Raw genomic sequence first — 18,909 nt, 5'->3', positions numbered from 1 at the left:
GCCATGACGCAACACAACAGCCAGGAGAGCGCTGCCGTCGCCTCAACCCAGTGTGTCTACGTGGTGGACGACGACGAGGCCATGCGCGACTCCATGGTCTGGCTGATCGAGTCCGAAGGCTATCCGGTACGCGCCTTTCCCAGTGCCGAGGACTTCCTTGCCGCCTACACCGACGGCCTGGCCGGCTGCCTGGTGCTGGACGTGCGCATGCCCGGCATGAGCGGCCTGGAGCTGTACGAGCGGCTGGCGGCCCAGCGTTCCACCCTGCCGGTGATTTTCATCACCGGCCACGGCGACGTGCCCATGGCCGTGGCGGCCCTGAAGAAGGGGGCCGCCGACTTCATCGAGAAGCCCTTCAACGATACGGACATGCTGCGCCTGATCCGCCAGTGCATGGACCTGGATACGGAACGCCGCGCCCGCCGGGCCCGGGAAAATTCCGTGGCCAGCCGCCTGGCCCAGCTCACCGCCCGGGAGCGGGAGGTGATGGACCGGGTGGTGGAAGGCAAGCTCAACAAGCAGATCGCCGACGAGCTCAGCATCAGCATGAAGACCGTGGAGGCCCACCGGGCCCGGGTCATGGAAAAGATGGGAGTGCGCTCCCTGGCCGAACTGGTGCAGTGCGCCCTGGAGTCGAGCCAGGCCGAACGCTGACGGGGCATGGCCGGGGAGGCAGGCGGGACGGCCCTGCCGGCGGTGCCTGCCCCGACAGGGCCGTGTTGACTGGGCCCTGGCTTGGGAGTCCAATCGCCCCCTGCCCCGGAAACGGGGATTTCCCCAATTTCATCTTGCGGGCCGGCGCGCTATCGTGGCGCCAACACTGCCCGGGAAAGAACCGTCATGCGCGTTGCCCTCTTCGTCACCTGTCTGGCCGACCTGATGCGGCCCAATGTGGCTTTTGCCGCCCTGAAACTGCTCAAGCTCGCCGGCTGCACCGTCGAAGTCCCCGAGACCCAGACCTGCTGCGGCCAGCCCGCCTACAACTCCGGCGACCGGGCCACCGCCCTGACCCTGGCGCGCAAGGTCATCGACGAGTTCGAAGGCTACGAATACGTGGTGCTGCCCTCCGGCTCCTGCGCCGGCATGATCCGCGCCCACTACGAAGAACTGTGCAAGGACGATCCAGCCCTGCTGGCCCGGGCCAAGAAGCTGGCGGCCTGCACCTATGAACTGACCGACTTCCTGGTGAACGTGGCCAAGCTGGAAAGCGTGCCCGGCGATTTCGCCGGCAGCATCACCTACCACGACTCCTGTTCCGGCCTGCGGGAACTGGGCATCAAGCAGCAGCCCCGCCAGCTCCTGGGCAAGATGGGCCAGGTGGAAATCAAGGAAATGAGCGAGGCCGAGACCTGCTGCGGTTTCGGTGGCACCTTCTCCCTCAAGTTCGGCGACATCTCCACCAAGCTGGCCGACAACAAGTGCGAGAACGCCTGCGCCACCGGAGCCGACGCCATCGTCGGCGGCGACCTGGGCTGCCTGCTCAATATCGAAGGCCGCCTGCGCCGCAAGGGCGACCGCAAGACCCAGGTGCTGCACGTGGCCGAAGTGCTGGCCGGCAAGCTCGACTAGATTCCGTTTCACCCTGGCCCCGGCTGCCGCCGGGCGCCCTTCTTCCGCCTTCATCAGGATCCGCCATGGAAATCCATTCCAACGACTTCAAGGCCCGGGCCCGGGAGGCCCTGGCCAATCCCAACCTGCAGAAGGCCCTCAAGCTGGTGCAGGTGAAGTTCGTCCCCGGCCGGGCCGCCGCTGCCGCCGAGTTCGGCGACTTCGAGGCCCTGCGCGATGCCGGCCGCGACATCCGTAACCGGGCCTTGGAAAACCTGGACCTGTGGCTGGAACGCTTCGAGCAGGAGGCCATCCGCCGCGGCGCCCGGGTGCACTGGGCCAGGGACGCGGCCGAGGCCAATGCCATCATCGTCGGCATCGCCCAGGCCAACGGCGTGAAGAAGGTGGTCAAGTCCAAGTCCATGGTGAGCGAGGAGTGCGGCCTCAACGACGCCCTGGAGGCGGCCGGCGTGACGCCCGTCGAAACCGACCTGGGCGAGTACATCCTGCAGATCAACGACCACGAGCCGCCCTCCCACATCGTCGCCCCGGTGATCCACAAGACCCGGGACGAGGTCTCCGACCTGTTCCACGCCAAGCACGGCAAGCCCCGTACCGAGGACATCGGCGCCCTGTGCCGGGAGGCCCGGGAAATCCTGCGGCCCCACTTCCTTTCCGCCGACATGGGCATTTCCGGCGCCAACTTCCTGGTGGCCGAAACCGGCTCCACGGTGATCGTTACCAACGAGGGCAACGGCCGCCTGTGCACCACCGTACCCCGCATCCACGTGGCCCTCACCGGCATCGAAAAAGTGGTGCCGACCCTGGAGGACCTGTCGGTACTGCTGCGCCTGCTGCCCCGTTCCGCCACCGGCCAGCCCATCACCAACTACGTTTCCATGAACACCGGCGTCGCCGGCAGCGGCGATAGCGACGGCCCGGAGCAGTTCCACATCGTCCTGCTCGACAACGGCCGCTCCCGGGTCCTGGGCTCCGAGCTGAAGGAGATGCTGCGCTGCATCCGCTGCGGCGCCTGCATGAACCACTGCCCGGTGTACCAGGCCGTCGGCGGCCACGCCTACGGCTGGGTCTATCCCGGCCCCATGGGCTCGGTGCTGACCCCCTCCTACGCCGGCATGGAGCACGCCCACGAGCTGCCCCACACCGCCACCGGCTGCGGCCAGTGCAGCGCCGTCTGCCCGGTGCGCATTCCCCTGCCCGAGCTGATGCGCAAGGAGCGGGAAATGCAGGTGGAGGCCGGCCTGCGGCCCTGGCAGGAGCGCCTCTCCCTCAAGCTGTGGGGCTGGAGCGCCAGCCAGTCCTGGCTCTACGGCATCGGCACGGCCATCGCCGCCCGCTTCCTCAAGCGCCTGGGCGGCGCCGACAAGCTGATCCACCGCCTGCCCTTGGGCGGTGGCTGGACCGACGGCCGGGACTTCCCGGCGCCGGCGGGCAAGACCTTCCGCGAGCTCTACCGCGCCCGCAAAAACCTGCACTGATAGGAGCCGCACCGATGAGTTCCCGCGACCTGATCCTCTCCCGCATCCGCGCCTCCATCGGCCGCGGTGCCCCGGCCGACGGTGCCGTGCTGGCGCCCCATCTGGCGGCCCGCACCCGGGGCCCCGCCCCCGGCGGCGCCTGGCGCGACAGCCGGGAAGGCCTGCTGCAGCGCTTCACCGAACGGGCCACGGCCCTAGCCTCCACGGTGGAACGGGTGCCGTCCTGGGCCGAAGTGCCGGCGGCGGCCGCTGCCTATCTTATTGCCCGGGAACTGCCGACCCGGGCCGTGTGCTGGCCCTCCCTGGCCGACCAGGCCTGGGCCGGCGCCGGCCTGCAGGTGGAGGCCCGTCCCTCCCGGGGCGACGATCTGGTGGGCATCACTTCCACCTTCTGCGCCGTGGCCGACACCGGCACCCTGATGCTGCTCTCCGGTGCCGACACCCATGCGGCCACCAGTCTGCTGCCGGAAACCCACATCGCCGTGGTGCCGGTGGAACGGGTGGTGCCCCTCATGGAAGACGGTTTCGCCCTGCTGCGGGCGGAAAAGGGCGAGGCGCCCCGGGCCGTCAATTTCGTCTCCGGCCCCTCCCGCACCGCCGACATCGAGCAGACCGTGACCCTCGGCGCCCACGGGCCTTACCGGGTGCATCTGATCCTGGTGGGCTGAGTCCGCCGCTCCCGTCATCCTGGGGATAAAAAAAGCCCGGCCGCCTTTTCGGCGCCGGGCTTTTTTGCGTCGGCCGATGTTGGCCCATGTTGGCAGATACGGGCCTCCGATCGGTCGCCGCTCAAGCCGGCCGGGAGCGCCGGGCCATCTCGACGGCCTGCTCCACGGCGGTGAACAGGCTGCCCGGATCGGCCTGGCCGGTGCCGGCCAGATCCAGGGCGGTGCCGTGATCCACCGAGGTGCGGATGATGGGCAGGCCCAGGGTGACGTTGATGCCCTGGCCGAAGGTGGCGAACTTCAGGGGCGCCAGGCCCTGGTCGTGGTACATGGCCAGGACGCAGTCGCCCCGGGCCAGCTGGGGCGGGGTGAACAGGGTGTCGGCGGGCAGGGGGCCGAGCAGTTCCATGCCTTCGCTCCGCAATTTTTCCAGCACCGGGGTGATGATCTCGATCTCTTCCCGGCCCAGGTAGCCTCCTTCGCCGGCATGGGGGTTGAGGCCGGCCACCAGGATGCGGGGCCGGGAGATGCCGTATTTGCGCGCCATGTCGGCGTGCAGGATGCGCAGCACGTCCTCCAGCACCGCCGGGGTGATGGCTGTCGGCACTTCCTTCAGGGGCAGGTGGGTGGTGGCCAGGGCCACCCTCAAGGGGCCGGGCTGGCCCAGGGGGCCGTGGCCGCCAATGGGCGAGGTGCCGGCCAGCATCATCACCACCAGGGGGGTGCCGGTCTTTTCCGCCAGGTACTCGGTGTGGCCGGTGAAGCCGCGGATGCCGGCGTCGTTGATGACGCCCTTGTGCAGGGGGGCGGTGACCATGGCGGCGAACTCACCCTGGAGGCAGCCGGCCAGGGCCCGGTCCAGCAGTTGGAGGACGTAGGGGCCGTTGGCGGCATCCAGGCGGCCCGGGGCGGAGGGAGCGGCCAGGGGCAGGTGCAGCACTTCCAGGCTGCCGGCCGGGGCCGGGCGGGCCGGGGCGTAGTCGTGCAGGGGAACGTCCATTCCCAGCTGGGCGGCGCGCTGGCGCAGCAGTTCCTTGTCCGCCAGCACCACCAGACGGGCTTGTGCCGGGTAGCGGGATAGGGCCAGGCACAGTTCGGGACCGATGCCGGCCGGTTCGCCGGAAGTGACGGCTAGGGTGGGGCGCATGGGGCAGACTCCGCTGGACTGAAATGCAAAAGGGGCCCGCAGGCCCCCTGGTGATTGCCGGGTGCTTACTGCTCTTCCCAGCGATACTCCACGTAGGCCCGGTCGCGCAACTGGCGCAGCCAGTCCTGGTAGGCCTCGTCGGACTTGCGTTCGCGCAGGGCGTTGCGGGCGATGGCCCGCTGCCGGTCCTGGGAAACGTCCTGGACGCGGCGCTCCAGCACCTGGATCAGGTGCCAGCCGAACATGGACTGCACCGGCTGACTGACTTCGCCCACCTTCAGGGCATCCATGGCCCGCTCGAATTCGGGCACGGTGTCGCCGGGATAGAGCCAGTCCAGGTCGCCGCCCTTGGGGGCGGAGCCGTCCTGGGAGTAGAGGCGGGCCAGCTCGGCAAAGTCGCCGCCGTGGTCCAGGCGTTCCTTCACGGCCTGCAGCTTGCGCTTGGCTTCGGCCTCGGACACCACCTCGTTCACCTTGATCAGGATGTGGCGGGCGTGGGTCTGCTGCACGGCGGGAATGGAGGCGCCGCCCTTCTTGGCCACCAGCTTGACGATGTGGAAGCCGTTGGGGCTGCGGATCACGGGGGACAGCTGGCTGGGCTGCATCTTCTGCACGGTCTCAGCGAAGATGTTGGGCATGCGGTCCAGGGGGCGGAAACCCAGGTTGCCGCCCTGCAGGGCGTCGGGGGCGTCGGAGTAGGCGGCGGCCACCTGGGCGAAATCCTCGCCCCGCTTGAGGCGGTCGAGAATCTGCTCGGCCTTGGCCTTGAGCTTCTGCAACTGCTCGGGGCTGGCAGACTCGGGGGAGCGCACCAGGATGTGGGCCACCTGGTATTCCTCGGCACTGCCGCCGGCACTGGCGCCGGCCAGGTAGTTGTCGATTTCGCCTTCGGAGACGAGCAGCTTGGCATCCACTTCCCGCTCCCGCAGGCGGGACACGGTGATTTCCTGGCGGATTTCCTCGCGGAACTTGGCGAAGGCGATGCCGTCCTTTTCCAGGGCCTGGCGGAACTGGGCCAGGGTCATCTTGTTGTTGGCGGCGATACGGTTGAGGGCCATGTCCAGCTGGGCGTCCTCGATGCGGATACCGTTCTCCTTGGCGAACTGGACCTGCACCTTGTCCACCACCATGCGCTCCAGCATCTGCTTCTCCAGCACGTCGGCCGGGGGCAGGGGCGTGCCCTGGCGGCGCAGCTGGCTGACCACGGAGTCGAGGCGCTGGCGCAGTTCGTTGAGGGTGATGACCTCGCTGTTGACTACGGCGATGATGCGGTCCGCCTCCACCGGGTCGGTACGCTGGCCGCGGTAGGTCTGGGCGTTGGCCTGGCAGGCCGCCAGGCAGAGCAGCAGGGAGAGCCAGTATTTCATCATGGTCTGCATTATTCCTCACCTCCGAACACCGGGTCGGCCATGGGCTGGTTGATGCGGCCGTAACCGGGGATGGTCCGGCGCAGCAGGTCCAGCGGATTGGAACCGATGCGGGAGAAGTCGTTGAGTTCGAGCTGCACGAAGAAGGCGGTGGACGACGTATTGGCCGTCAGGGCGTAGCGCTGGATGACCCCGCGCACGACCCAGCAGCCGCCGTTGTATTCCAGGCCGGCAATGTTTTCCACCACCCGCTTTTCCTTCAGGGAGTAGTTGTAGCGGCCCACGCCGTACCAGCCGCGGCCCAGGGGCCATTGGCCGGAAACGTCCAGGTTGCCCAGCACGTCCCGGGTGTAACGGTAGCCGGCGTTGAGCACCTTGCCCAGTTCCGGCTGGTAGCGGCCGGCCACCGTCAGACGGTCGGTACGGGCATCGAAGGGGTTGTATTCGACGGCGCCGTCGAGATAGGTCTTGGGCATGATCTGGCCGGAGACGGCGGCCAGCCAGTTGGTGTTCTTGTGCTGGCGGGGCTTCTCGCCGGGCACGGTGACCATCTGGTCGTCGAAGTAGTAACGCTGGCCCACCAGGGCGCGGAAGTATTCCCGACCGGTATTGGGGCCGATGAAGCGGGTGGTGACGGCAGCGGTGAGCTGGTTGGCGTCGCCGATGCGGTCCTGGCCGACGTAGCGGTTTTCCGAGAAGATCTGGCCGAAATTGAAGTCGGCGATGCCCGTGTCGAAAATCGGAATGTTGCTCTGGTCCTTGTTCGGCACATAGACGTAGTACAGCCGGGGCTCCAGGGTCTGGGTGAAGGCCGTGCCCAGCAGGGTGGTGTCGCGCTCGAAGGTGAGGCCGCTGTCCACGCTGAAGATGGGCAGGCTGCGGCTGATGCGATCCGGTACCGTCGCTGCCTGGCGGGACAGGCTGTAGCTGGTGACGTGCATGCCGACCTTCGGCGTCACATAGAACGCCGGGAAGATCAGGGGCAGGGACACCTGGGGATAGACCACGGTACGGTCGCCTTCGACCTTGGTTTGGTGGCTGAAGGAGGTGAACTGGCCCAGCACCGAGACATCGGTGCCGAAGTAGTCCGGACGGCGGGCGCTGACGGTCACCTGGGGCACCGTGTCGTACGGTGCAATGATGGGGTTGGCGGCGTCCGGCTGCAGGGTCTGGTAGCGGTTTACGTTGACCGTGGCTCCCCACCAGGTGGAACTGTAGGAGAGCTTGCCCTGGCGGGGCAGCAGGGTCTGGGCACTGACACCGATGCGGCTGGAAAGGTCGGTGTAGAAGTAGTCGTCCGAAACCTTGTTCAGGTTCAGCAGGCCGGTGAAGCCGTTGCCGAAATTGTGGTTGTGCCAGATATTGACGGCGTAGCGGTTGTCCAGGTTACGCACGTTGTCGGTCGGCACATACTCGCCCCGGGCGTAGCCGCTGTAGTCGTAATTCAGGTAGCGCAACTCGCCGCCCAGCTGCAGGCCCCGCTTGGTCATCACCCGGGGGGCGATGGTGGCGTCCATGTTGGGCGCGATGTTCCAGTAGTAGGGCGTGGTCAGCGTGGCGCCGCTGAGGCTGTTGGTGCCGAAGGTGGGAGCGAGGAAGCCTGACTTGCGCCGGTTGTTGAGGGCGAAGCTCATGCTCGGCATGTAGAAGATGGGCACATCCTTGAAGTACAGGGTGCCGTTCTTGCCTTCGCCTTCCTCGCTGTCGTAATTGAGGTCGAGGGAGTCGGCCTTGGCGTACCAGTCGTTGTTGCCCGGGGCGCAGGTGGTGTAGGTGGCATTGGCTAGGCGAATATGGTTTTCACCGAGGAATTCCATCTTTTCCGACTGGCCGCGGCCGGTGGTCAGGGTGGTGCCCATGGCCTGGCTGTTTTCCCGCACGCCCCACACCGGCACCTTGCGCTCCTGGCGGATGGAGTAGGCGGCCTGGTCGAAGACGCCGGTGCTGTCGGAAAGACGCATCAACAGGCTGGGACCGGATACCTTGGTGCCTTCCTGTTCATAGACCACGTTGCCGGTAGCCTCCACTTCGTCTTCGTTCTGCCAGTAGACCAGCCGGTCCGAGGTGAGAACGGTGTCGGAGCGGCGCATTTCGGCATCGCCTTCCAGCACGGCTTCCCGGTCGGCGACGCCGTACAGGCGGCGGGCGGTGAGGAAGGTGGGGCGGGCGTCGTCGTTCTTCGGCAGCGGCGTCATGTTGCGGGAACGACGCAGTGCCAGGGCCGGTCCCGGATCCCGCTCGGCGTAGGGCAGGGGGACGGCGTTCTCGGTCTCCTCGCCGCGACGGCGGCGGGGCGGTAGGGCCGGGGCCATGGCTTCGGCTTCGGCCTGGGGATCGGAGACTGCGTTCACAATCTGGGGCGGTGCCGCCGGCGCCGGCAGGGGGGGCAGACCCAGCAGGGCCGGATCCACTTTGAGGGGACCGAGGGCCGTGCCACCCGCCGCCTCACCCTTGTGGGCGATGGGAGCGGGCGCTGCCGCCGCTGCCACGGTGCGGGCCGGAGCTGGCGTTGCTGCCGGTTCCCGGGCCAGGACTTCCGCCGGGGCCACCAGGGGTGCCCGGACAGCGCGCCGGCCCGGAGCGATGGCACTGGTTGTCGTGGCGCCAGCCGGGCTGGTGGCGGTCGCGGCAGTCGTTGTTGCCTGGGTTGCCACCGGAGCCGCGCCGGTGCTGGTGATGGGCGTGGCTGCAGGCGCCGCGGGACGGGCCACCTGGGTGGTCGCCGGAGCCGGTGGCAGGCCGAGCAGGGCCGGGTCCACCCGCAGCGGTGCCAGACCGCCGCTGGCCTGGGCGGCCTGGGGGGCCGGACGGGCAGGGGTGGGATAGGTCACGGCCGCCGGGGCGACGGCGGCCGGGCGGGAGGATTCCGCCGCCGGAGTCGTCACGGGCACCACCGGGGCCGGCTGGGTCACGGGTGGGGCGGCGACGATCGGTGCGGCAGGTGCTGCTGCCTTGCGGGCGGGGGCGGCCGGTGCCGGCGCGGGCTGGGGAGCGGGAGCCGCCACGGCTTTGGTGGCCGGTGCCGGCTTGGCAGCTGCCGGCGCGGGGCCGTCGTTGTTCAGTTCCTTGCTCGGGATCGGCTCCGGAGCGGTCACCGGGGTGGCCGTGGCCCGGGGGGCGCTTTCCGCGTCGGCGGGACGGGGGGCAGGCTTGGGTTTGGGTTGGGCCGGCGGCAGGCCGAGCAGGGTCGGATCCACACTCAGCGGCGTCATTCCCTGGGCGAGCGCTTCCTCGGGTAGGGAGCCGAGAACGGCACCGGCAAAGCCGCAGCAGAGAAGGAGCGCCAGAGGGCGACGGGCAAATGGCATGGACAGGGAATTCAGGGAAATCGGTGGGCATGCCGCGGCGAAGCCCCGTGAGGCGTGCAGCGTGGATGCTAAAATCGCCGCATTTTAGCATCTTCGAACGAGGAGAAGCGGCATGCCGCGTACCGCCCAGCTTCAGGCCTGGCTAGAGAGTCAGTTTTCCGGTGCAACCTTCAGCCTGACCCCGGCTTCCGCCGATGCCAGCTTCCGGCGCTATTTCCGCGTCAGCTTTGCCGACGGCAGCCCTTCCCGCATCGTCATGGATGCGCCGCCGAGCCACGAAGACTGCGCCCCCTGGCTGCATGTGGAGCAGCTGCTGCGGGGCGCCGGGGTGCATGTGCCGGAGGTTTTCGCTGCCGACCTGGCCCAGGGGTTCCTGCTCCTTTCCGACCTGGGCAGCACTACCTACCTGTCGGTGCTGGACGGGGAAAATGCCGGGGCCCTCTACGGCGAGGCGGTGGATGCCCTGGTCCGCATCCAGCAGGCCAGCCGGCCCGGGGAACTGCCTCCCTACGATGCGGCCCTGCTGCAGCGGGAGCTGGACCTGTTCCCCGAATGGTATGTGGGCAAGCACCTGGGCAAGAGCCTCAGCGACAAGCAGCAGCATGTGCTGGACGACGTCTTTGCCAAGCTGCTGGCCAACAACCTGGCCCAGCCCTCGGTGTATGTGCACCGGGATTACCACTCCCGCAACCTCATGGTGACCATTCCCAATCCGGGCATCATCGATTTCCAGGACGCGGTGTACGGCCCCATCACCTACGACCTGGTGTCCCTCTTCCGCGATGCCTACATCCAGTGGGAAGAGGACCAGGAACTGGACTGGGTCATCCGCTACTGGGAAAAGGCGCGCAAGGCCGGCCTGCCGGTCCATGCCAATTTCGACGATTTCTACAAGGACTACGAGTGGATGGGGGCCCAGCGCCAGCTCAAGGTCCTGGGCATCTTTGCCCGCCTCTGCCATCGGGACGGCAAGGACGGCTACCTGAAGGACATGCCCCGGGTCATGTCCTACCTGCGCCGCACCTGCGAGCGCTACGGCGACCTGCGGGCCCTGGCCCGGCTCCTCGACGAGCTGGAGCCCCAGGGCGAAGTCCAGGTGGGCTACACCTTCTGATGCGGGCCATGATCCTGGCGGCGGGGCGCGGCGAACGCATGCGCCCCCTCACCGACACCTGCCCCAAGCCCCTGCTGCCGGTGGGCGGCAAGCCCCTCATCGTCTGGCACCTGGAGCGCCTGGCCGCCGCGGGCTTCCGCGAGGTGGTGATCAACCATGCCCACCTGGGGGCGCAGATCGAGGCCGCCCTCGGCAATGGTTCCGCCTGGGGCCTGCATCTCGCCTATTCGCCCGAGCCGCCGGGGGCCCTGGAAACCGCCGGCGGCATCGTCCAGGCCCTGTCCCTGCTGGGAGAGGAGCCTTTCCTGGTGATCAACGGTGACGTTTATTGCGACTGGGATGTGGGCCGGGCGCCGGCATTGGCCCTGGGCGAGGACCAGGCCCATCTGGTGCTGGTGCCCAATCCGCCCCAGCACCCGGAAGGGGATTTTGCGCTGGCGGATGGGCGGGTGACGGATGCCGGCACACCGCGCCACACCTTCGCCGGCATCGGCCTCTATCGCCCCGCCCTCTTTGCCGGACTCGTGGCCGGCCAGCCGGCCAAGCTGGCGCCCCTGCTGCGCCAGGCCATGGCCCGGGGCCAGGTGGGGGGCGAGTTGTACCGGGGTCGCTGGGAGGATGTGGGCACGCCGGCCCGCCTGCAGGCCCTGGATGCGGAACTGGGCGGTGCCGCCCGGGTCTAGCCCGGCGGCGGCCTCAGCGCGCCGTGGCCGGCTGCCGGTCGGCGCTGCGCCGCAGATGGGCGCCGCCGAGGCAGTCGCAGTTGATGATGTGCTGACGCAGGCGGCCCGCCGCCTGGTCCGGGTGTTCGTTGTGGTCGCTGGCGAAATTGCGCAGCAGACGGCGGCATTCCTGGCACTCGTTCTGGTAACGGCCGAAGCGGTCGTTGATGCGGCTCTGGCAATAACTGGGCAGGCGAGCGATGATCTGCTCCCGATGGCTTTCGAGCTGCTTCAAGGTGTTGATCATGTTGATATCCGACGGCGGGGCATGACAAAGACGTGCGCACTATAGCCAAACCCGTCCGCAAAAGCATTACGTCGAACGTCCTAGAAACAAGGTAATACGAGGCTCTCCGCCATGACCCAAGATCCTTTCCGCGCCCGTCGCCAACGCCTGCTGCAGGCCCTCGGCAACGGCGTCGCCGTCGTCCCCACCGCGCCCGAGCGGGTGCGCAACCGGGATACCCACCATCCCTACCGCTTCGATTCCTACTTCTGGTATCTCACCGGTTTTCCCGAGCCCGATGCGGTGCTGGTGCTGGTGGGCGGGGCCGAGCCCCAGTCCCTGCTCTTCTGCCGCGAGAAAAACGAGGAGCGGGAAATCTGGGACGGCTTCCGCTATGGTCCCGAGGCCGCCCGGGAAGCCTTCGGTGTCGACGCCGCCTATCCCATCGGCGAACTGGACGGCCGCCTGGCCGAACTGCTGGCGGACCGGGACTCCCTTTGGCATTCCCTCGGCCATGACAGCGACTGGGATGCCCGCATCGCCGGCGCCCTCAATGCGGTGCGGGCCCAGAGCCGGGCCGGCAAGCGGGTCCCGGCGGAAATCCGCGACCTGCGCGCCGCCCTGGACCGGCAGCGCCTGGTGAAGGATTCCCACGAGCTGGACTGCATGCAGCGCGCCGCCGACATCGCCGCCGCCGGCCATGCCCGGGCCATGGCCCGCTGCCGTCCCGGCCTCGCCGAGTACGAGCTGGAGGCCGAGCTGACCTATGAATTCCGCCGCCGCGGCGCCTCCTCCCACGCCTATCCGCCCATCGTCGCCGGCGGTGCCAATGCCTGCGTCCTGCACTATGTGGAAAACGACAAGCTGCTGGCCGACGGAGCCCTGGTGCTGATCGACGCCGGCTGCGAGGTGGAGGGCTACGCCTCCGACATCACCCGCACCTTCCCCGTCAATGGCCGCTTTTCCGCGGCCCAGCGGGATGTCTACGAAATCGTCCTGGCGGCCCAGGCGGCAGCCATCGACGCCACCCGTCCCGGCGTCGCCTTCATGGCCCCCCACGATGCGGCGGTGCGGGTCCTGACCCGTGGCATGGTGGATCTGGGCCTGCTCAAGGGCGACGTGGACACCCTCGTCGAAGGCAAGGCCTACACCCGTTTCTACATGCACCGCACCGGCCACTGGCTGGGGCTGGACGTGCACGATGCCGGCGAATACAAGGAAGGGGACAACTGGGTGACCCTGCAGCCGGGCATGACCCTCACCGTCGAACCCGGCCTCTACATCCGCCCCGGCGACGACGTGCCGGCCCACCTGCACGGCATCGGCATCCGCATCGAGGACGACGTGGTGGTCACTGCCGACGGCTGCCGCGTCTACACCACGGCGCCCCGCACCGTGGCGGAGATCGAGGCGGTCATGGAGCATCTGTCGTGAGCGCCGCCCCCGATACCGACATTCTGGTCCTGGGCGCCGGCCCGGTGGGCATGACCCTGGCGCTGGCCCTGGCCGCCAGCCGGCACCGGGTGACCCTGGTGGATGCCGCCCCGGCCGACGCCGCAGCCGGCGATCCCCGGGCCCTGGCCCTGTCCCACGGCGCCCGCCAGCTGCTGGAAACCCTGGAGGCCTGGAACGCCCGGGCCGCCACCGCCATCGACCACATCCATATCTCCCAGCGGGACGGCTTCGGCCGCGCCGTCATGACCGCGGCCGACTACCAGCTGCCCTCCCTCGGCTACGTCATGCGCTACGGCGACCTGGCCGCGGCCTTGGCCGAACGGGTGGCCCGGATGCCGGCCATCAGCGTCCTGCGCCAGAGTAGGGCCGTGGATTGGCGTGCCGATGGGGCCGGCGTCGGCGTCACCCTGCAGCAGCAGGGCGAGGTGTTGCGCCTGGGCGCCCGTCTGCTGGTCCATGCCGAAGGCACGCCCTACGACGACCCGGCCGTGTCGGTGCGGGATTACCGCCAGCATGCGGTGCTGGCCGAAGTGCGCACCCGGGAACCCCACGGCCGCCAGGCCTGGGAGCGTTTCACCGCCGACGGTCCCCTGGCCCTGCTGCCCCTGGAGGACGGCTACGCCATCGTCTTCACCGTGCCGCCGGCCAAGGCCGACTGGCTCATGGGGCTGGACGACGAGGCCTTCGTCGCCGCCCTGCAGGCCCAGTTCGGCAACCGCCTCACCTTCACCGGCGCCGGCCCCCGGGCCCGCTTCCCCCTGGCCCTGCGCCTGCGCCAGGAGACCGTGGCCCAGCGGGAAGTGTGGGTCGGCAACACCGCCCAGACCCTGCATCCGGTCTCCGGCCAGGGCTTCAACCTGGGCCTGCGCGATGCCTGGGAACTGGCGTCCCTCCTGGCTTCCAGCCCGGACCCCGGGGTTGCGGCAACGCTCCAGGCCTACGCCCGGGGGCGGCGGACGGACCGGCAGGGCAGCGCCCTGTTCACCGATGGCATCGTGCGTCTCTTCTCCAACGACATCGCCCCCCTGCGCCTGGCCCGGGGCCTGGGCCTGCTGGCCCTGGACCTGTTCCCGCCGGCCCGCCACTTCGTTGCCAAGCGCATGATCTGGGGCGCCCGCGCCTGGCCGTAAAGGGGCATTGACACCGCCAGGGCGGCGTTGCGCCGGCCCTTGTTGGCAGTGAGCCAACGGCGGGCCGGCGCGCCTTGCCCTGACGGCGCCACTGCCCCTTTCCGTGGAATGGAGGCGTGTTTCTGTCTGGCCCGGGCGACTTCCGGCAGCGAAAAAGCCAGTTGCTTACCCGGGTTGGGGTAGTCTTTGCTATCTGTGACTTATTTCACAAATTGGTTTTTCGGGTTCCGCCTGTGCCCCGCAAAGCCGCGCCCCGTCTGGTGACTATTTTTTAGGCAGCGCTTGGGGTAGAATCCGCCCCCTTCCTCACCCCTTTCTTGCCCGGCAATACCTATGGAATTTTGCGGTTTTACCTTGCGCAACAATCTGTTCGTCGCTCCCATGGCGGGGGTCACGGACCGGCCGTTCCGGCAATTGTGCAAGACCCTGGGCGCGGGCCTGGCGGTGTCCGAGATGGTCACCTCCAATTCCCTGCTCTACGGCAGCAAGAAAACCCAGCGCCGGGCCAACCACGAAGGGGAAGTGGCGCCCATTTCCGTGCAGATCGCCGGCGCCGATCCGGCCATGATGGCCGAGGCGGCCAAGTACAACGTGGACAACGGCGCCCAGATCATCGACATCAACATGGGCTGCCCGGCCAAGAAGGTGTGCAACGTCATGGCCGGCTCGGCCCTGATGCAGGACGAGGTGCTGGTGGGTCGCATCCTGGAGGCGGTGGTCGGCGCCGTGCCCGATACCCCGGTGACCCTCAAGTTCCGCACCGGCTGGAACCGCCTCAACAAGAACGCCCCCACCATTGCCCGCATCGCCGAGGCATCCGGCATCCGCGCCGTGGCCATCCACGGCCGCACCCGGGCCGACCAGTACACCGGCGAGGCCGAGTACGAGACCATCGCCCTGGTGAAAAGCCAGATCGGCATTCCGGTGATCGCCAACGGCGACATCACCACCCCGGAAAAGGCCAGGCATGTGCTGGAAGTGACCGGCGCCGACGGCGTCATGATCGGTCGCGCCGCCCAGGGCCGGCCCTGGATTTTCCGCGAGATCGAACACTTCCTGAAGACCGGCGAGCACCTGCCCCCGCCTCGGGTGGAGGAAATCCACCGCATCCTGCAGGAGCACCTGCAGGACCTCTATGCCTTCTACGGCATCGAGACCGGGGTGAAGATCGCCCGCAAGCACATCTCCTGGTACACCAAGGGCCTGGTGGGTTCCGCCGCCTTCCGCAAGACCATGAACCAGCTCATGGAACTGGATGCCCAGCAGGCCGCCGTCAACGAATTCTTTGCCAGCCTGGCCCAGGCCGGCGAACACCTGAAGTACGAAGCACCACAACAAGAGCAGGATCACGATCTGGCCGCCTGAGCGGGAGCCGCGCGCTTCCCGGGCAGGCCGGACGCCGCCTCACAGAGGGCGTCAGCAACACACTTTTGGAGAGGTACCTCGGCCATGAGCCGCAATAACAATGATATTTCCGCCTGCGTGTTCGGGGCACTGGAGCAGTACTTCCGGGACCTGGACGGGGAGCGTCCGGCAGCCATCTACGACATGGTCATGCGTAATGTGGAAAAACCCATGCTGCAGATCGTCCTGCAGCAGGCCGGCGGCAACCAGACCCTGGCCGCCGAGATGCTGGGCATCAACCGCAATACCCTGCGCAAGAAACTGGTGGACTACAAGCTCATCTGAGCCCCACCCGTTCCCGTTTCATCGCCATTCACCGTTTTCAATCTTTCACCGCATCCACCATGAAAATCCGTCAAGCCCTCATTTCCGTTTCCGATAAGCGCGGCGTTCTCGAATTCGCCCAAGGCCTGGCCGCCCAAGGCGTCAAGCTCCTGTCCACCGGCGGCACCGCCAAGATGCTGCGCGACGCCGGCCTGGCGGTCACCGAAATCGGCGACTACACCGGCTTCCCGGAAATGCTCGACGGCCGCGTCAAGACCCTGCATCCCAAGGTGCACGGCGGTATCCTGGCCCGCCGCGACCTGCCCGAGCACCTGGCCACCATCGAACAGCACGGCATCCCCACCATCGACCTGGTGTGCGTGAACCTCTACCCCTTCCGCGAGACCGTGGCCAAGCCCAACGTCACCCTGGAAGATGCCATCGAGAACATCGACATCGGCGGCCCCGCCATGGTCCGCTCCTCCGCCAAGAACTACGCCGGTGTCGCCATCGTCACCGATCCGGCCGACTATCAGCCCCTGCTGGACGAAATGCAGGGCCACGGCGGCGAGCTGTCCCTCAACACCCGCTTCGGTCTGGCCAAGAAGGCCTTCACCCACACCGCCCGCTACGATTCCGCCATCGCCAACTGGCTCACCAGCCTGGACGAGCAGAACCAGCCCCAGCAATTCCCCGCCGCCTACCACGCCGCCTTCGACCGCGTCGAAGTGCTGCGCTACGGCGAGAACCCCCACCAGCAGGCTGCCTTCTACAAGGACCCGGTGCACACCCCCGGCGCCATCGCCAACTACACCCAGCTGCAGGGCAAGGAACTGTCCTACAACAACATCGCCGACGCCGATGCCGCCTGGGAATGCGTCAAGGTCTTCGACACCCCGGCCTGCGTCATCATCAAGCACGCCAACCCCTGTGGCGTGGCCATCGGCGGCAAGCTGCTGGAAGCCTATGAAAAGGCCTTCAAGACCGACTCCACCTCCGCCTTCGGCGGCATCATCGCCTTCAACGGCACCGTGGACGTGGATGTGGTGAACGCCATGAACGAGCGCAAGCACTTCGTCGAAGTGCTGATCGCCCCGGCCTTCACTGCCGCTGCCAAGGAACTGCTGGCCGGCAAGACCAACCTGCGGGTGCTGGAAGTGCCCCTGCAGCGCGCCTACCACGCCTTCGAATACAAGCGCGTCGGCGGCGGCCTGCTGATCCAGAGCCCGGACATGTTCAACGTCCAGCCCTCCGACCTGAAAGTGGTGACCAAGAAGGCCCCCACCGATGCCCAGCTGGAAGACCTGCTCTTCGCCTACCGCGTCGCCAAGTTCGTCAAGTCCAACGCCATCGTCTTCTGCGGCGGCGGCATGACCCTGGGCGTGGGTGCCGGCCAGATGAGCCGCGTCGATTCCACCAAGATCGCCGCCATCAAGGCCCAGGCCGCCGGCCTCTCCCTGGACGGCTCCTGTGTGGCATCCGACGCCTTCTTCCCCTTCCGCGACGGCGTGGACGTGCTGGCCCAGGCCGGCGCCAAGGCCGTGATCCAGCCCGGCGGCTCCATGCGTGACGCCGAAGTGATCGCCGCCGCCGACGAGCACGGCCTGGCCATGGTGGTCACCGGCGCCCGCCACTTCCGCCATTGATTGCGTGACGGGGCAGCCGGGCTGCCCCGCCGAGCGCATTGGTACAGTACCCAGTGCAATATCTGAGAAGCGCAAAGGACAAACAATGAAACTCCTCGTCATCGGTTCCGGCGGCCGCGAGCACGCCCTGGCCTGGAAGCTGTCCCAGTCCCCCAGCCTGCAGAAGGTCTACGTGGCGCCCGGCAACGCCGGCACCGCCCGGGAAGCGGAACTGGAAAACCTCAACATCACCGATCCGGTGGCCCTGGCCGACTTCGCCGAGAAGGAAAAGATCCACCTCACCCTAGTGGGTCCCGAGGCGCCCCTGGCGGCCGGCGTGGTCAACATCTTCCGCGCCCGGGGCCTGAAGATTTTCGGCCCCACCAAGGAAGCGGCCCAGCTGGAATCCTCCAAGGATTTCGCCAAGCGCTTCATGGCCCGCCACAAGATTCCCACCGCCGGCTTCGAGACCTTCTCCGACGCCGCCGCGGCCCACGCCTACGTGGATCGCCAGGGCGCCCCCATCGTCATCAAGGCCGACGGCCTGGCTGCCGGCAAGGGCGTGGTGGTGGCCATGGATCTGGCGGAAGCCCACGCCGCCATCGACCACATGCTCTCCGGCAACGCCCTGGGCGACGCCGGCGCCCGGGTGGTGATCGAGGACTTCCTCGACGGCGAGGAAGCCAGCTTCATCGTCATGGTGGACGGCAAGAACGTGCTGCCCCTGGCCTCCAGCCAGGACCACAAGCGCATCGGCGACGGCGACACCGGCCCCAACACCGGCGGCATGGGGGCCTATTCCCCGGCGCCCGTGGTGACTCCGGAAGTGCACGCCAAGGTCATGCGCGAAATCATCATGCCCACGGTGCGCGGCATGGAAGCCGACGGCATCCCCTTCACCGGCTTCCTCTACGCCGGTCTGATGATCGGCAAGGACGGCTCCGTGAAGACCCTGGAATTCAACTGCCGCATGGGCGACCCGGAAACCCAGCCCATCATGATGCGGCTCAAGTCCGACCTGACCAAGGTCCTGGAGCACGCCATCGCCGGCACCCTGGACCAGGTGGAAGCCGAGTGGGACCGTCGCGTCGCCCTCGGCGTGGTGCTGGCCGCCGCCAACTATCCCGACACGCCGAAGAAGGGCGACGTCATCACCGGCCTGCCGGCCCACGGCAACGCCTTCGGCGACGATGCCCAGGTCTTCCACGCCGGTACCAGCAGCGGGCCCAACGGCGAAGTGCTGACCTCCGGCGGCCGTGTGCTGTGCGTCACCGCCTTGGGCGACAACGTCAAGCTGGCCCAGAAGCGGGCCTACGAGGTGGCCGCCCAGGTGCGCTTCGACGGCGTCCAGTACCGCAAGGACATCGGCTACCGGGCCGTCAGCCGCTGAACCTTTGCGCGCAACACCACACTAAACAGCGGGGCGGCCATGACC

At 68.0% G+C, this 18,909-nt stretch carries 16 protein-coding genes; 12 read left to right on the top strand and 4 right to left on the bottom strand.

Features of this window, described 5'->3' with window-relative positions; translation table 11 throughout:
- Positions 1–3 precede the first annotated feature (3 nt).
- The 4 genes from EV678_RS14790 to EV678_RS14775 all read left to right on the top strand — a co-directional run bounded on the left by EV678_RS14790 (position 4) and on the right by EV678_RS14775 (position 3,715).
- Complete coding sequence (locus EV678_RS14790; RefSeq protein ID WP_014236669.1) at positions 4–654, top strand: response regulator transcription factor; 651 nt, start codon at positions 4–6, stop codon at positions 652–654.
- A gap of 186 nt (positions 655–840) precedes the next feature.
- On the top strand, positions 841–1,569 hold the full coding sequence (locus EV678_RS14785) for a (Fe-S)-binding protein (protein WP_014236670.1): 729 nt from the start codon (positions 841–843) through the stop codon (positions 1,567–1,569).
- Positions 1,570–1,634: 65 nt separating this feature from the next.
- Positions 1,635–3,047 (top strand): LutB/LldF family L-lactate oxidation iron-sulfur protein, encoded by a 1,413-nt coding sequence (locus tag EV678_RS14780; RefSeq protein ID WP_130460060.1) that lies wholly within the window; start codon positions 1,635–1,637, stop codon positions 3,045–3,047.
- A 14-nt stretch (positions 3,048–3,061) separates the two neighbouring features.
- Positions 3,062–3,715 (top strand): LutC/YkgG family protein, encoded by a 654-nt coding sequence (locus EV678_RS14775; RefSeq protein ID WP_014236672.1) that lies wholly within the window; start codon positions 3,062–3,064, stop codon positions 3,713–3,715.
- 121 nt (positions 3,716–3,836) lie between these two features.
- Here EV678_RS14775 and pdxA read toward each other — a convergent pair whose 3' ends face one another.
- The 3 genes from pdxA to EV678_RS14760 form a co-directional block, all read right to left on the bottom strand.
- Entirely contained in the window at positions 3,837–4,859 is a 1,023-nt protein-coding gene (pdxA, locus tag EV678_RS14770; RefSeq protein WP_130460059.1) for a 4-hydroxythreonine-4-phosphate dehydrogenase PdxA, read from the bottom strand.
- Positions 4,860–4,924: 65 nt separating this feature from the next.
- Complete coding sequence (locus EV678_RS14765; protein WP_014236674.1) at positions 4,925–6,238, bottom strand: peptidylprolyl isomerase; 1,314 nt, start codon at positions 6,236–6,238, stop codon at positions 4,925–4,927.
- On the bottom strand, positions 6,238–9,438 hold the full coding sequence (locus tag EV678_RS14760; protein WP_235832480.1) for an LPS-assembly protein LptD: 3,201 nt from the start codon (positions 9,436–9,438) through the stop codon (positions 6,238–6,240). The genes EV678_RS14765 and EV678_RS14760 overlap by 1 nt, the downstream gene beginning before the upstream one ends.
- A 208-nt stretch (positions 9,439–9,646) precedes the next feature.
- On the opposite strand from EV678_RS14760, the gene EV678_RS14755 reads away from it, so the two are divergent.
- Together EV678_RS14755 and murU are read left to right on the top strand one after the other, a co-directional pair.
- A complete protein-coding gene (locus EV678_RS14755) occupies positions 9,647–10,648 on the top strand; it encodes an aminoglycoside phosphotransferase family protein (RefSeq protein WP_130460058.1) in 1,002 nt (333 codons plus the stop codon).
- Positions 10,648–11,331, top strand: coding sequence for an N-acetylmuramate alpha-1-phosphate uridylyltransferase MurU (gene murU / locus EV678_RS14750; RefSeq protein WP_130460057.1), 684 nt, complete (start codon positions 10,648–10,650; stop codon positions 11,329–11,331). The genes EV678_RS14755 and murU overlap by 1 nt, the downstream gene beginning before the upstream one ends.
- A 13-nt stretch (positions 11,332–11,344) precedes the next feature.
- Here murU and EV678_RS14745 read toward each other — a convergent pair whose 3' ends face one another.
- Positions 11,345–11,617 (bottom strand): hypothetical protein, encoded by a 273-nt coding sequence (locus EV678_RS14745; protein ID WP_014236678.1) that lies wholly within the window; start codon positions 11,615–11,617, stop codon positions 11,345–11,347.
- Positions 11,618–11,728: 111 nt separating this feature from the next.
- On the opposite strand from EV678_RS14745, the gene pepP reads away from it, so the two are divergent.
- The 6 genes from pepP to purD all read left to right on the top strand — a co-directional run bounded on the left by pepP (position 11,729) and on the right by purD (position 18,864).
- Positions 11,729–13,030 carry a Xaa-Pro aminopeptidase gene (gene pepP, locus EV678_RS14740; RefSeq protein ID WP_130460056.1) on the top strand — a complete coding sequence of 434 codons (1,302 nt, stop codon included), beginning with the start codon at positions 11,729–11,731 and terminating at the stop codon, positions 13,028–13,030.
- A complete protein-coding gene (locus tag EV678_RS14735) occupies positions 13,027–14,181 on the top strand; it encodes an FAD-dependent monooxygenase (RefSeq protein WP_130460055.1) in 1,155 nt (384 codons plus the stop codon). The genes pepP and EV678_RS14735 overlap by 4 nt, the downstream gene beginning before the upstream one ends.
- Before the next feature lie 333 nt (positions 14,182–14,514).
- Positions 14,515–15,546 (top strand): tRNA dihydrouridine synthase DusB, encoded by a 1,032-nt coding sequence (gene dusB, locus EV678_RS14730; RefSeq protein WP_014236681.1) that lies wholly within the window; start codon positions 14,515–14,517, stop codon positions 15,544–15,546.
- An 84-nt stretch (positions 15,547–15,630) separates the two neighbouring features.
- Positions 15,631–15,870, top strand: a complete 240-nt coding sequence (locus tag EV678_RS14725) for a helix-turn-helix domain-containing protein (protein WP_014236682.1) — start codon at positions 15,631–15,633, stop codon at positions 15,868–15,870.
- A gap of 59 nt (positions 15,871–15,929) precedes the next feature.
- The gene (purH, locus tag EV678_RS14720; protein WP_130460054.1) at positions 15,930–17,495 is read left to right on the top strand and encodes a bifunctional phosphoribosylaminoimidazolecarboxamide formyltransferase/IMP cyclohydrolase; all 1,566 of its coding nucleotides are present in this window, start codon (positions 15,930–15,932) and stop codon (positions 17,493–17,495) included.
- Between the two features lie 85 nt (positions 17,496–17,580).
- The gene (gene purD / locus EV678_RS14715; RefSeq protein ID WP_130460053.1) at positions 17,581–18,864 is read left to right on the top strand and encodes a phosphoribosylamine--glycine ligase; all 1,284 of its coding nucleotides are present in this window, start codon (positions 17,581–17,583) and stop codon (positions 18,862–18,864) included.
- Positions 18,865–18,909: the final 45 nt, after the last annotated feature.

The sequence above is a fragment of the Azospira oryzae genome, assembly GCF_004217225.1.
Classification (GTDB): Bacteria; Pseudomonadota; Gammaproteobacteria; order Burkholderiales; family Rhodocyclaceae; genus Azospira; species Azospira oryzae.
This window is presented reverse-complemented; position numbering and strand designations above follow the sequence as displayed.